Raw genomic sequence first — 12,435 nt, forward strand, 5'->3', positions numbered from 1 at the left:
ATCCACGGCCGCGACTGACGTTCCCCCATGACCAGAGCAACGACCAGCCCAGCCGAAAGTCACATGATCAGCAACTTCTGTTAGGACCTCTTAGACCGGCCAGGACTGGCCCGGTTCGTCCAGCCAGGCGCGCTGAGCCGACGCGGTCACAGTGAGCCCGAACCGTTCGTGTCCGGGCTTGCCCGCGCTCTCCCACCACCGGTGTGCCGCTTTCGCCTCTTCCCACAGTCGGCGCGGGCCCGCCTGCCAGACACGGGCCGTGTCGCCGTCGCGGAACATGACGCACGCCCATGAGCGATCGGTGAGCCCGTAGAACCACACGGGCCGTGCTCCGTCCCGCTTGTCGGCGACAGCGCAGTGACAGTTCGGGACTCTGAGGCCGAGGGCGAATCGCTGAGGACCGAACCGGCCCCCGACGAACGCGTCCTCGGTGATGTCCGTCGTCGACTCGTCCCGGCCGGTGGGGCCGCCTGTGACGTAGTCACTGTGGACGACGGGCCGGAGCCGCTGTGCCCGGAGCTTCATGAACTCCACCGGACCCGTGAAGGCCCCCGACGCGCTCTGTCCGTCCCGTGCGACGACCAGCCGTGCCACGGTGTCACCGTTGCTGAAGTCGGTTCCCCACGGGACCACGACGAGCCCGCCCGGCCGGGCCTGTTCCAGCCACGCGAACGGGATGTGCCGTACCCCGGCCGTCACGATGATCCGGTCGTACGGCGCACCTTCGGGATGCCCTTCGTATCCGTCGCCGTGCACGACCTGTACGGCTGCGCCGAACCGCGTCAGGGATGCCCGCGCCCGTTCGGCGACCGCTCCGTCCACCTCTACCGTGACGACGTTCTCCGCCCCGGCACGGTGGGCCAGCAGAGCGGCGTTCCAGCCTGTGCCTGTGCCGATCTCCAGTACCCGGTTCCCGGGGCGCACGTCCAGGTCCCGGAGCATCCGGAACACCACGCTCGGCATCGACGCCGACGAGGTCGAGACCTGCCCCGGTTCCGTCCCCGCGTGCCCTCCGTCGTCCCACTGGGTGACGACGGGTACGTCCGAGTCCGCGTACCCGAACCATGCCCCAGGGTCGTCCGTCCTGGACACCGCGATGCTCGTGCCCGTCTCCATGTCGAACGGCCACATCAGATCGGGAAGGAACGCCGACCTGGGAACGGCCGCGTAGGAGGGGGCCCAGTCCGAGGAGAGGGCACCGCCCGACATGAGGACACGCCCCAGCTCCATGCGGCTGGGGCGGTCCTGGTTCGCCTTGGCAGTCACGAGGTGACTACCTCACTTCTTCGGAGGGTTGGGAACCCCTGGGCCACCATCCGGGGTGGGAGGCGGCGGCGCGGGCCACGGCTCGCCCGGCAGGCCGTCGCCCCCGTTGCCGTCACTGTTGACCAAGGTGTTGTACGTCATGACTTGCCCTTCTCGATTGCAGCGCGGACAGTTCAACGAACCAGCCAGACAGCGATGTTGCGCGACTTCGGCTGTCTGGTCAGCCGTGCAGCATGTCGTCCATCTCCCACGAGTGCCCGAGCGCGTGCCCGTCGAACAGATGGCATACGCCGTCGGTGAACTCGGCGGGAGCCTCGCACGGCGCGAGCCGGACGAACTCGTGGCGGTCTTCTTCCCACCGGACCCATACCTGAGTGCGGGGATCGATCTCGCACAGATAGTCGGCGTGGGCGCCACCGTGCTCCGCCTCCAGCTCGCATACGGCTGTCTCCAGCTCGTGCGGGGGCAGTTCCGCGGGGTCTTCCCTGGCGTTCCGGAGCTGTCGCACCACTTCGCCGAGCGGGAGCCGTCCGGATTCGTTGCAGTGCCTCCGCAGCCGAACGCCGACCCCCGCGGTTCGAAAGGCGTACGCGGTCACAGCACCTCACCCCGGCTCCGGGCGTTCGCACGGGCGGTCTTGGCGTGTATGCGCTGTTCGGGACTGGCCGGCCGGGCGCCCTCGGGGGCGACGGTCCAACTGGCCCCGCCCGCAAGGGGGTGCAGGCACCAGAGTCCACCGACTTCGCCACGGAACTCTCCGACTCGACCGTCCGCGTCCACCATGAGCGCGCCGGGGGCCGGAACGGATGGGGGCGGCTGTTCGAAGGGGTCGTCCTCACCGGGCACGATCGCTCCTCTCTGTAGTGATTCCACTACCGGGGAGGTTCAGCGTGACCTAGGGTCGAGGAGTCTTCAACTTGCGTGATTTGCACGGAAAGTAGGGGTAGGGGCCGTGAACCGGAAAGAGCTGGAGCCCGAGAACTCGCCGAGTGCGGCGTTTGGTGAACGTCTCCGCAGGTTGCGCGACGAACGCGGGTGGACACAGGACGAGTTGGGGGAACACATGGGGTACTCAGGCACCCACATCTCGGCTGTCGAAACTGGTCGACGCTCCCCAACTGCTCGTTTCTCGCAGAGTGCTGACAAGGCATTCGGCACCGGAGACGCGTTCGACCGTCAGGGACGGGCTGTACGGAACACCGCGCTGCTGGAGGGGTTCCCCGAGTACGTACCGCACGAGCTGCGCGCCGCCGAGATCAGGCTCTTCGAGCTGGGGATCGTTCCCGGCTTGCTCCAGACCCAGGAGTACGCCGCGGCCATCACGGCCGGGGCTGTGCGGCGAGGCGCGATCACGGAACAGCAGGCAGAGGAACGGCTGGAACTGCTCGCGCGGCGGCAGGCTTCCCTGGAACGCACTCCACCACCCATGGTCTTCGTGGTCATGGACGAGAGTTGCCTGATGCGCCCGGTGGGCGGTCCCGGCATCATGGCGAGGCAGCTCGACAGGCTCACCGAGTTCGCCGAACTACCGTCGACCGTCCTGCAAGTGGCCCCGTACAGCCTTGGCGAGCGGCGCTCGTACGATCTGCCGATCCACCTGTTGACGCTCGCCGACAGGTCCCATATCGCCTATGCGGAGTCGGCCCAACGCGGCCACCTGGTACGGGAAACCACGTTCGTGGTGTCCGCCCTGACGGCCTACCATCAGCTACAGGCCGAAGCGCTCTCCCAGACGGCATCTGTGGCCATGATCGAACAGCTTCGAAAGGGCACCCCATGACGACCGAGACCCCGCGTTGGTTCACGTCCTCGTACAGCAGCAACGGCGGCGCCTGCGTGCAGGTCGCCACGAACCTCACCGACTCGCGCGGCGTCGTCCCCGTCCGTGACTCCAAGATCCAGGACGGCCCCGTACTCAGCTTCCCCGCCGCGGCGTTCACCTCGTTCGTGACGAGCGTCAAGGGCGGACAGCTCGGCTCCGACTGACCGCTCTCTCGCACCACCCGGTGCTGCTCCGCGAACTTCCGCGGAGCAGCAGCCTGTCCGGACAGTGTCAGGCGTTCAGCGGCGGGTGTGAGTGCTCCCAGTGGAGGGCCGGTTGGTCCTCGATCCAGTAGGTGTGCGTTCTGGGGGTGACCTCCATGCGCACAGAGGTGATGTCAGGTTCGCCGACGCTCTTCCACGTGGTGAGCGCGTTTTCGATGGCGTCCCAGATGGCGACCGGTCCCCCTTGCCGGACGGTCCACTCGTCTCCGTCAGCGATGAACGCCGCGAAGGCTTCCCGACCGACGTCGAACAGGTAGACCGTCTCTCGGCTGCCGCTGACCGCGCGTACGAGTTGGGCGCCGGGTGCGGCGAGCTGGGCCAGGAACGCGGGCATCCAGTTGTTCAGGACATCGGGGGAATGACTGGTCTTGCGCTCGGTGTCCGCGTAGGCGGCACGGGCGGACAGGTCTCCGGAGAGCTGGACGGCCGCCTCCGCTCGGGCGGGCATGAACGAGGTCCGGCCGATGATCCGGCCCACCGCGGTACCGTCGTCCCTGACGGTGAGTCTGGCCAGGCCCGTGCCGTAGGTCCAGGCGCTGGGGCCCACTGTGGCGAGGATGATGCCCCCGGGCTTGGTCTGCCTGACCCACGTGTACGGCACACGCCGTAGAGCGCAGGTGGCGATGGTCCGGTCGTACGGTGCGCGCCGCGGGTGCCCGAGGAGACCGTCTCCTGTGACGGTCCAGGTCGAGTACCCCGCATCCTCCAGTGCGGCATCCGCCCGCTCCGACACGGCGGGGTCGACTTCCACAGTGGTGACGTTGTCCTCCCCCAGGCGGTGGCACAGCAGCCCCGTGGAATAGCCGGTACCGGTACCGATCTCCAGGACGTTCATGCCGTCCTCCACGTCCAGGGATTCGAGCATCCCCACGACAGTGGACGGCATCGTGGAAGAGGAGGTGGGGAAGCCGGTCACCGGCCTGTCGGCGTTGTCGGCGGTGAGGTGGCCGTCGAGCTGAGTCACCCAGGTTTCGTCCTGGTAGGTGAGGGTCAGCCGCTCGTCCTCGTCGGTGTCCTGGGTCACGGGGATGTACTGCGTGATCCCGCTGGGGCCGGGCGCACCTCTGAAGAACGAGGGGAGGAACAGCTCCCGGGGAACGGCTTCGACGGCCCTTCGCCATGCAGGGGTCTTCAGTACGCCGCCCTGTTCGAGCTCGTCAGCCAGAGCGCGGCGGAGGCTTGTGGAGTCGGGACGGATCACGGTGTGGAAGCTCCTTGCTCCAGGAGATCGGCGAAAGCGGCGGCGATCGGCAGCCCGGTCTCTTCCTCGAGCCAACCCCATTGGCCGTTCGGGTTCAGCTCCAGCCAGTACAGGTCGCCGTCACGGGTGATGCACAGGTCAAAGCTGCCGGAGGCGAGGCCGAAGTGTTCCAAGTACATGGTCAGGGCCTTCTCCACGTTGGCGGGCAGGGCCACGGGCGCGTAGGTCAGCGCGCTGTAATCCGCGCGCCAGTCCAGCAGGTCGGAGTCGATACGGATCGCGAACACCTTGGGCCCGACGACGACCACCCGCAGGTCCGCCACCTTGTCCACGCGTGCCTGGAACAGGTGCGGGACCTCGGTCACGCTCTCGTCCACCTCGTCGGCGGTGACGGGCTCGGTCCAGGTGGTGAGCCCGACGCCGTCGCCGCGCCGGTAGGGGGTCCAGCGCAGCGTCTTGTAGATCGCCCGGCCGTGTTCGGTGATGAATGCGGGATGTCGGCCAGGTTGTTGGAGATCAGGGTGGGCGGGACGGTGAGGCCGAGGCGTTCGGCCACGGCCAGTTGCATGGGCTTGTGTTCCGCCGCGTAGTTGCTGAGCGGGTGGTTCACATAACGGCAGTTCGCCAGGGCGTAGAGCGTGCCGCCGAGGCCATGACGGACTTGGGCAGCGGCGAAACGGGCGTCCGGGTCGTCCAGGTGCTCGAAGCAGGGCCAGGTCGGGCGGCGCCAGTAGAGGGATCGCACCCCCTCCAGGGCAATCGTCCTGGAGGGGGTGCGCAGGTGGCCGGCGGGGGTTGCCGCCGGGCCGGCGCCGAACCGGGCCGACAGTGAGAGACGGTCACCGATGTCGGAGGGATCGAACCGCACGACCGGGACACCGCGCTTGTTCAGTTCGTTGATCACCATGTCGGCGGTCACGTCGTCCACCTCGGTGACGACCGCGACCGGTCCAGCGTGGTTCATCAGTCCTGCTCGCTGTCCTGGTCGTGGTCCGTGTCGTTGCGGCTGTCCTGGTTCGTGGACTGGGGCTGTGTCTCAGTCCCCTTGCTCGTGCCGTGCTTGCCCATCTCCACAACACCGCCTCGTGCGTCGCGGAAGACGGTGGTCTGCGTGACAGGGTCGACTTCGGCGGTCGCGTAGCCCGGCTGGTAGGTGCTGGGGTACGGGCGCATCCGGCTGATGCCCCAGGGGATGCGCGCCTGAGTCGTGCTGGTGGTCTGCATGGTGTGCTCCCTCTCGTGGACTTCTGGTGAGCACATGACGGTGCGGGTCATCAGTGCCCCTCCGGATGCCGACGCAAGTAGACGTTGCAGTCGGACACGGTGGTCATGTCACCACTTGCGCGAGCCCGGTCTCGTACGTCGGCCAGCTCGGTGCAACCCGCACAGCCCGGTACGGGGGCGGGGTCCGGATCCAGCCTCAGCGGCGATGTCAGCGGGGCACTCGGATATGTTCTCGGCTCGCTCACGCCGACTCCTTCGCGTCGTCCGGATGACCACCACGCTAGGAACCGCGGAACCTCAACTCACATCCGATTGCAGGCGATTGCAGAGGATCACGCGAGAGAGTCACGCACCTTGGCGACGAGCGCGCGGGCCTTGTCGCCGTAGACCGCCATGTCGGCCAGCGTCACGAACGTGTCGGCGTACGCTCTTACTTCGCTGGGCTGCGTCAACGTCAGATACCCGGACACCAACTCGACGTTGACCTGGGTGTTGTCGTAGATCCAGAAACCCTCGACAGGCATCCGACCCCGCCCCACCCGCGCAGGGATCACACCCACGCTGACGTTGGGCAGCGCGCCGACCGACAGCAGGTACTCCAGTTGCTCAGCCTGCGTGTCGGCGTCACCGAGTCCGTTCCGCAACGCCGACTCTTCGACCAGGAACGCGAAACGCCGATGCCCCTCGTACAGAACGTGTTGACGTTCCATGCGGACGGCCACCGCATCGGCCACATCATCGACCGTGACCCGTCTTCGCTGGACGGCTCTCAAGACGTCTTCCGTGTACGCGGACGTCTGGACCAGGCCGGGCACGAAGTTCGGCGAGTAGGCCCGGAAACGGGTGGTGCGCTCATACAGCGGAAGAACGGATTCCTGAGCGCGTCGCAGCCCCGTGCGCTCCATGCGGTGCCACTGCACCCACATGCCCTCGACTGCGCGGAGAGAAGCGATCAGGTCGTCTGTCTGGTCCTCCGCTCCGCACGCCCGGCACCACGCCCGGATGTCGTCGGCGCTGGGCTGCGTCTTCGCCATCGAGATCCGCGACACCTTGGACGGGTGCCAACCGCACGCCGCTGCAAGCTGCTTGCCCTCCAACCCGGCGTCCAGGCACAGCTCACGAAGTCGATCCGCAAGAGCCTGCCGGGCCGCCTGAACGCTGGACGATGATGACGCTGCCATGACTCAGACGGGCCGGTACTCCTCGTGCGGGGTAGCCCGCTCCCACACCGACTCGAACGCGTCGACACACAACTTCACGACGTGAGGGTCATCGAACGGCTCCGGGCCGGCGGACGACCCATCACCCGTGAAGTGGTTGAACTTCCCGTACGCGCCGTCGAACACCCAGAAGTCGTTACCGGGCAAGGCGATCTCCGAGGCACGGCGGCGAGGCAGCCAGCGTACTTGCTCACCACCGGCAAGATTCACAGGCCCGGTCACGTCGTACTCGAACCGGCAGTAGTCCGACAGGGGTTCACTGACGATCCGGGCGCGGCGCACCACTACCCCACGCGCTGTCGCCTGCTTCATCAGCTCCGTCCACGCCTGGTAGCGGGCAGCGGCCTCGGCGGTCCGCCCTTGCTGCCACGCGATGAACCCCGGATCGTCCCGGATGTAGCTGTCCCGCGTCTCCAGATGGACAGCGCTCCGGGTGACTTCGGACCACTCTTCTTCAAGCGTCTTGGGCACTGCTCTCCTCGTCGTCCGGCCGGGGGATGAACCGAAGCATGACCTTGGGAAGCCTGATGACCGTCTCATGGTCAGGAACGTCCGTTCCATGGCCGGGAATTGATCCGACCTCCTGGCACGCCTTCACCTCTGCCTCGGTGGCCTTGTAGGACTGGATCAGCAGATCCCCGCTGTCCTCGTCCAGCCAGATCGTAGGTGACTCATTGCCGGGCGTGTTCGGGATGATCCCGAGGAATCGCAAGCGCATGGCCTCTCCTCGCGTCGGTCCGATTGCACTTGATTGCATGACCATCGCCCGCCCTAAGAAGTCGGTCAAGAGTGCCTGTTCAGTCATGCCGAAGGCCCTCACAGTGCCCCCAGAGAGGGGACCAGCCTGCAACCTCCCGGGCCGCGAGCATCTGGTCCAGACCCCTTAGACGAAAGGTCTGGGCCAGAGCACTGTCATGCCGCGGATGACCTGGACCGGGTCGTGGTCGCCTTGTCCCGGCAGAACTTCGCCTTCGCCGACAGCCTCCTCCTGCTCTCCGATGCGGCGACCCAGGATGATGGACTCCTCGTCCTCGACCAGGCCGCCAAGGTGGCCGCGCAGTACGGACTCGTGCACCAACTGCGCAGCATCGAGGACATCGGGGCCATGAGCCGGGGGCCGACCGGTCCCCGGCAACGGTGACCAGGGAGAGACGCGTGAGCAACGACCAGCAGGGCATCACCGAGGACCAGTGGCGCCAGGCCAAGCTGATCTGGGACTACCACCAGATGCAGCACGAGCCGCGGCCCGTCGACGTGGCGATCGGGCTGGGCAGCCACGATCTCGGCGTCGCCGCCCACTCCGCCCAGCTGTATCGCGCCGGGCTCTTCCCGACCCTGGTGTTCACCGGCGGCAACAGCCCCACCACCGCCAAGGTCTTCCCGCGCGGGGAGGCCGTCCACTTCCGCGAGCACGCCATCGACCTCGGCGTCCCCACCGAGGCGATCCTGCTGGAGCCGAACGCGGCGAACACCGGGCAGAACATCACCTTCTCCCGCGAGGCCCTCACCGCCGCGGGCATCCATCCGACCACGGTGCTGCTGGTCTCCAAGCCCTATATGGAAAGGCGGTCGTTCGCGACAGCCCGCAAGCTGTGGCCCGACGTCGAGATCCTCTGCGCGTCGGAGCCGCTGGAGTTCGACGACTATCTCAAGAGCATCGGCGACGAGAAGCTCGTCCTGGACATGCTCGTCGGCGATCTCCAGCGGGTCATCGAGTATCCGAAGCTCGGATTCGCCATCGAGCAGGAGGTCCCGGAGCACGTGCATGCCGCGTACGAATCCCTCATCCGCGACGGCTTCACCAGCCGCCTCATCAACCCCTGACCTGCCCGAGCCGGGCGGGTTGTGTGCCATCCACCACAGCGCTATCGGGCCAGCCCTCGCTGGCGCGCCCTCGCCCGGGCCTTGGATCCGCTGCTGGATGCCTTCGACACCGGCAAGACCGCGACGGTCGCCGAGACCGCCGCCCGCGTCCTGCTGGACCTGCTCGGCTGGAAGGGCCAGGTCCTCACCAGCAGCCGTCTGCCGTCCCGGCCGGGCCGATCCGTCCGGCTCGCCGACCTGGCCGCCGCGACCGGAGCCCGCGCGTATCTGTGCGGGACCGGCGGCATGACCTATCTCGACCAGAAGCCGTTCGCGGCCCAGAACATCACCGTGGCCCCGTTCCGGCCGCCGACCATCGACATCTGGCCCTCCGGCCACCGGCTCAGTGCCCTGTGGGCATTGGCGGCACTCGGCCCGCAGGACATGGCCGCCCGCTTCCAGGCCCTCACCGCCCACGACACCCGACTGCGGGCCGCAGCCTGACCCGGGGGCGATCTGGTCCAGACCTCTTGACGAAAGGTCTGGACCAGAGCACCGTCATGCCTACGACACCTCACCGCACCCCCACACGGGAGGCCTCGCATGATTCGCCACTGGTCGCGTCTGCTCGCCGCCGCTCTGACCGCGGCCGTTCTCGTGCCGCTCTCGGTCGTCGCCACCGCCCCCACCGCTTCCGCGGCCGAGACCTGCGCCGTGAAGTCCCGCCCGTCCGGCAAGGTCCTCCAGGGCTACTGGGAGAACTGGGACGGGTCCGCCAACGGGGTTCACCCGCCGTTCGGCTGGACCCCGATCACCGACTCCCGGATCGCCGCCCACGGCTACAACGTGCTCAACGCGGCGTTCCCGGTCATCCTCTCCGACGGCACCGCGCTGTGGGAGGACGGCATGGACAGCGGGGTGAAGGTGGCCACCCCGGCGGAGATGTGCGCCGCGAAGGCGGCGGGACAGACGATCCTGCTCTCCATCGGCGGCGCGACCGCGGGCATCGACCTCAACTCCACCGCCGTCGCCGACCGGTTCGTCTCGACGATCGTCCCGATCCTGAAGGAGTACAACTTCGACGGCATCGACATCGATATCGAGACGGGCCTGACGGGCAGCGGGAACATCAGCCAACTCTCCCCGTCCCAGGCCAACTTGATCCGCATCATCGACGGGGTGCTGGCGCAGATGCCCGCGGGCTTCGGGCTCACCATGGCCCCGGAGACGGCGTACGTGACCGGGGGCAGCGTCACCTACGGCTCGATCTGGGGCGCGTATCTGCCGGTCATCAAGAAGTACGCGGACAACGGCCGGCTGTGGTGGCTGAACATGCAGTACTACAACGGCAGCATGTACGGCTGCTCCGGCGACTCGTACGCGGCGGGCACCGTGGCGGGCTTCGTCGCGCAGACGGACTGTCTGAACAACGGCCTGACCATCCAGGGGACCACGATCAAGGTCCCCTACGACAAGCAGGTCCCGGGCCTGCCCGCCCAACCGGGCGCGGGCGGTGGCTACATGGCGCCGTCCCTGGTCTCCCAGGCCTGGCAGCACTACGACGCGAGCCTCAAGGGCCTGATGACGTGGTCCCTCAACTGGGACGGCTCGAAGAACTGGACGTTCGGCGACAACGTGCGGTCGCTGCAAGGGCGTTGACCGCGCGCACCGAGTCCGCTCAGTCGGACGATCGGTTGATCGATCTCCTGGACAGGGGCGAGCGAGGGTGCATAGAACAGGCCGTATGACAGCACTGGAGTGGAAGTTGGTCGTCGATACCCGCAACGCCCCTGTCCTCGCGGACTTCTGGGCGGCTGCGCTGGCCTACGAGGTGGAGGACAACAGCGCGTTGATCGACGGGCTGCTGGCGGCGGGCCGGCTTCCCGAGGCGGCGGTCGCGGAGCACAACGGCACCCGTGGCTTCCGGGGCTTCGCGGCGATACGGCACCCCGACGATCCGTACGACGCGGCCACGGGCATCGGGCGGGGCCGTCGCATCCTCTTCCAGGACGTGCCCGAGCAGAAGGGCGGGAAGAACCGCCTGCATCTCGACGTCCACGCCGGTCCGGACGCCCGTGACGCCACGGTGGCCCGGCTGGAGGCCCTGGGCGCGACCCGTGTCGAAGAGGTGGACAAGGGCCCGGCGGGTCACTGGTGGATCATGCTCGATCCCGAGGGCAACGAGTTCTGCGTGGCGTAGCCCGCAGCACGACGCCGGGCGGGCCGGATGACTCCGGCCCGCCCGGCGTTCGCGGTCAGGTGCCTGTTCAGCAGCCCAGGAGGCGGCTGGCCAGGTAGCCCTCGATCTGGTCGAGGGAGACGCGCTCCTGCTTCATCGTGTCGCGCTCACGCACGGTCACGGCGTTGTCGTCCAGGGTGTCGAAGTCGACCGTCACGCAGTACGGCGTACCGATCTCGTCCTGGCGGCGGTAGCGGCGGCCGATGGCGCCCGCGTCGTCGAACTCGATGTTCCAGTGCGTGCGCAGCGTCTGGGCCAGACCCTTGGCCTTCGGCGACAGCTCGGGGTTGCGGGACAGCGGCAGCACCGCGACCTTCACCGGCGCCAGGCGGTGGTCCAGGCGCAGCACCGTGCGCTTCTCCATCTTGCCCTTGGCGTTCGGGGCCTCGTCCTCGACGTAGGCGTCGAGCAGGAACGCCAGCATCGCGCGGCCGACACCGGCCGCGGGCTCGATGACGTACGGCGTCCAGCGCTCGCCGGCCTCCTGGTCGAAGTAGGAGAGGTCCTGGCCGGAGCCCTCCGCGTGCGCGGAGAGGTCGTAGTCCGTGCGGTTGGCGACGCCCTCCAGCTCACCCCACTCCGAGCCGCCGAACGAAAAGCGGTACTCGATGTCGGCGGTGCGCTTGGAGTAGTGGGAGAGCTTCTCCTTCGGGTGCTCGTACCAGCGCATGTTCTCCTCGCGCAGGCCGAGGCCGGTGTACCAGTTCCAGCGCTCCTGCATCCAGTACTCCTGCCACTTCTCGTCCTCGCCCGGCTTGACGAAGAACTCCATCTCCATCTGCTCGAACTCGCGGGTGCGGAAGATGAAGTTGCCGGGCGTGATCTCGTTGCGGAAGGACTTGCCCATCTGCGCGATGCCGAACGGCGGCTTGCGGCGCGAAGTCTGCTGGACCTGGGCGAAGTTGGTGAAGATGCCCTGGGCGGTCTCGGGGCGCAGGTAGGCGATCGAACCGCTGTCCTGCGTCGGGCCGAGGTGGGTGGCGAGCAGGCCCGAGAACTGCTTGGGCTCGGTGAACTGGCCCTTGTTGCCGCAGTTGGGGCAGTTGATGTCGGCGAGGCCGTTCTCCGGGAGGCGGTGGTGCTTGGCCTCGTAGGCCTCCTCCAGGTGGTCGGCGCGGAAACGCTTGTGACAGGAGGTGCACTCGGTGAGCGGGTCGGTGAAGGTGGCGACGTGACCGGAGGCCTGCCAGACCTCGGTCGCCAGGATCACCGACGAGTCGATACCGACGACGTCCTCGCGCGACGTCACCATGTAGCGCCACCACTGGCGCTTGAGGTTCTCCTTGAGCTCGACACCCAGCGGTCCGTAGTCCCAGGCGGCGCGCTGACCGCCGTAGATCTCGCTGCACGGGAATACGAAGCCACGGCGCTTGCTCAGGCTGACGATGGTGTCGATCTTGTCGGCGGCCACGGTGCTCTCTTCATTACGACGACGG

The 12,435-nt window shown here is 67.7% G+C and carries 17 protein-coding genes and 1 pseudogene; 8 read left to right on the top strand and 10 right to left on the bottom strand.

Going from position 1 to position 12,435, the window contains the following annotated elements:
- Positions 1-90 precede the first annotated feature (90 nt).
- On the bottom strand, positions 91-1,209 hold the full coding sequence (locus tag ACZ60T_RS21775; RefSeq protein ID WP_469667690.1) for a methyltransferase domain-containing protein: 1,119 nt from the start codon (positions 1,207-1,209) through the stop codon (positions 91-93).
- Positions 1,210-1,486: 277 nt separating this feature from the next.
- Complete coding sequence (locus tag ACZ60T_RS21780; protein WP_469667374.1) at positions 1,487-1,777, bottom strand: hypothetical protein; 291 nt, start codon at positions 1,775-1,777, stop codon at positions 1,487-1,489.
- Positions 1,778-1,983: 206 nt separating this feature from the next.
- Here ACZ60T_RS21780 and ACZ60T_RS21785 point away from each other — a divergent pair, with 206 nt between their 5' ends.
- From ACZ60T_RS21785 to ACZ60T_RS21795, 3 genes are all read left to right on the top strand, one after another.
- Positions 1,984-2,130, top strand: a complete 147-nt coding sequence (locus tag ACZ60T_RS21785) for a hypothetical protein (protein ID WP_469667375.1) — start codon at positions 1,984-1,986, stop codon at positions 2,128-2,130.
- Between the two features lie 88 nt (positions 2,131-2,218).
- The gene (locus ACZ60T_RS21790) at positions 2,219-3,046 is read left to right on the top strand and encodes a helix-turn-helix domain-containing protein (RefSeq protein WP_469667376.1); all 828 of its coding nucleotides are present in this window, start codon (positions 2,219-2,221) and stop codon (positions 3,044-3,046) included.
- Positions 3,043-3,252, top strand: a complete 210-nt coding sequence (locus ACZ60T_RS21795) for a DUF397 domain-containing protein (RefSeq protein ID WP_469667377.1) — start codon at positions 3,043-3,045, stop codon at positions 3,250-3,252. Before ACZ60T_RS21790 ends, ACZ60T_RS21795 begins: the two co-directional genes overlap by 4 nt.
- Before the next feature lie 67 nt (positions 3,253-3,319).
- Here ACZ60T_RS21795 and tgmC read toward each other — a convergent pair whose 3' ends face one another.
- The 7 genes and pseudogenes from tgmC to ACZ60T_RS21830 all read right to left on the bottom strand — a co-directional run bounded on the left by tgmC (position 3,320) and on the right by ACZ60T_RS21830 (position 7,675).
- Positions 3,320-4,510, bottom strand: a complete 1,191-nt coding sequence (gene tgmC / locus ACZ60T_RS21800) for an ATP-grasp peptide maturase system methyltransferase (RefSeq protein WP_469667691.1) — start codon at positions 4,508-4,510, stop codon at positions 3,320-3,322.
- Positions 4,510-5,477: pseudogene (gene tgmB / locus ACZ60T_RS21805) on the bottom strand (ATP-grasp ribosomal peptide maturase). Before tgmB ends, tgmC begins: the two are co-directional and overlap by 1 nt.
- The gene (gene tgmA, locus ACZ60T_RS21810; RefSeq protein ID WP_365619403.1) at positions 5,477-5,737 is read right to left on the bottom strand and encodes a putative ATP-grasp-modified RiPP; all 261 of its coding nucleotides are present in this window, start codon (positions 5,735-5,737) and stop codon (positions 5,477-5,479) included. Before tgmA ends, tgmB begins: the two are co-directional and overlap by 1 nt.
- 50 nt (positions 5,738-5,787) lie before the next feature.
- Entirely contained in the window at positions 5,788-5,982 is a 195-nt protein-coding gene (locus ACZ60T_RS21815; protein ID WP_469667379.1) for a hypothetical protein, read from the bottom strand.
- Positions 5,983-6,069: 87 nt separating this feature from the next.
- Complete coding sequence (locus ACZ60T_RS21820) at positions 6,070-6,918, bottom strand: helix-turn-helix domain-containing protein (protein WP_469667380.1); 849 nt, start codon at positions 6,916-6,918, stop codon at positions 6,070-6,072.
- A 3-nt stretch (positions 6,919-6,921) separates the two neighbouring features.
- Positions 6,922-7,428 (bottom strand): DUF6879 family protein, encoded by a 507-nt coding sequence (locus tag ACZ60T_RS21825; protein ID WP_469667382.1) that lies wholly within the window; start codon positions 7,426-7,428, stop codon positions 6,922-6,924.
- Entirely contained in the window at positions 7,412-7,675 is a 264-nt protein-coding gene (locus ACZ60T_RS21830) for a hypothetical protein (protein WP_469667692.1), read from the bottom strand. The genes ACZ60T_RS21825 and ACZ60T_RS21830 overlap by 17 nt, the downstream gene beginning before the upstream one ends.
- Before the next feature lie 222 nt (positions 7,676-7,897).
- Between ACZ60T_RS21830 and ACZ60T_RS21835 the strand changes: the two genes are divergently transcribed.
- The 5 genes from ACZ60T_RS21835 to ACZ60T_RS21855 all read left to right on the top strand — a co-directional run bounded on the left by ACZ60T_RS21835 (position 7,898) and on the right by ACZ60T_RS21855 (position 10,960).
- On the top strand, positions 7,898-8,098 hold the full coding sequence (locus tag ACZ60T_RS21835) for a hypothetical protein (protein WP_469667383.1): 201 nt from the start codon (positions 7,898-7,900) through the stop codon (positions 8,096-8,098).
- A 14-nt stretch (positions 8,099-8,112) separates the two neighbouring features.
- A complete protein-coding gene (locus tag ACZ60T_RS21840; protein WP_469667384.1) occupies positions 8,113-8,781 on the top strand; it encodes a YdcF family protein in 669 nt (222 codons plus the stop codon).
- Between the two features lie 21 nt (positions 8,782-8,802).
- Entirely contained in the window at positions 8,803-9,264 is a 462-nt protein-coding gene (locus ACZ60T_RS21845; RefSeq protein ID WP_469667385.1) for a WbqC family protein, read from the top strand.
- Between the two features lie 99 nt (positions 9,265-9,363).
- The gene (locus ACZ60T_RS21850) at positions 9,364-10,419 is read left to right on the top strand and encodes a chitinase (protein WP_469667386.1); all 1,056 of its coding nucleotides are present in this window, start codon (positions 9,364-9,366) and stop codon (positions 10,417-10,419) included.
- A gap of 85 nt (positions 10,420-10,504) precedes the next feature.
- Positions 10,505-10,960 carry a VOC family protein gene (locus ACZ60T_RS21855; RefSeq protein WP_365619390.1) on the top strand — a complete coding sequence of 152 codons (456 nt, stop codon included), beginning with the start codon at positions 10,505-10,507 and terminating at the stop codon, positions 10,958-10,960.
- Positions 10,961-11,027: 67 nt separating this feature from the next.
- Here the strand turns inward: ACZ60T_RS21855 and ACZ60T_RS21860 are convergent, their stop codons facing one another.
- Positions 11,028-12,410 carry a glycine--tRNA ligase gene (locus ACZ60T_RS21860; RefSeq protein WP_365621000.1) on the bottom strand — a complete coding sequence of 461 codons (1,383 nt, stop codon included), beginning with the start codon at positions 12,408-12,410 and terminating at the stop codon, positions 11,028-11,030.
- Positions 12,411-12,435: the final 25 nt, after the last annotated feature.

It is taken from the genome of Streptomyces sp. NPDC104371 (assembly GCF_055583785.1).

What these genes read in the sequence shown, in the direction of transcription:
- ACZ60T_RS21775 (WP_469667690.1), bottom strand. Translation starts at nt 1,209, where the DNA reads ATGTCGGGCGGTGCCCTCTCCTCGGACTGGGCCCCCTCCTACGCGGCC.
- ACZ60T_RS21795 (WP_469667377.1), top strand. Translation starts at nt 3,043, where the DNA reads ATGACGACCGAGACCCCGCGTTGGTTCACGTCCTCGTACAGCAGCAAC.
- tgmA (WP_365619403.1), bottom strand. Translation starts at nt 5,737, where the DNA reads ATGCAGACCACCAGCACGACTCAGGCGCGCATCCCCTGGGGCATCAGC.
- ACZ60T_RS21820 (WP_469667380.1), bottom strand. Translation starts at nt 6,918, where the DNA reads ATGGCAGCGTCATCATCGTCCAGCGTTCAGGCGGCCCGGCAGGCTCTT.
- ACZ60T_RS21830 (WP_469667692.1), bottom strand. Translation starts at nt 7,675, where the DNA reads ATGCGCTTGCGATTCCTCGGGATCATCCCGAACACGCCCGGCAATGAG.
- ACZ60T_RS21850 (WP_469667386.1), top strand. Translation starts at nt 9,364, where the DNA reads ATGATTCGCCACTGGTCGCGTCTGCTCGCCGCCGCTCTGACCGCGGCC.
- ACZ60T_RS21855 (WP_365619390.1), top strand. Translation starts at nt 10,505, where the DNA reads ATGACAGCACTGGAGTGGAAGTTGGTCGTCGATACCCGCAACGCCCCT.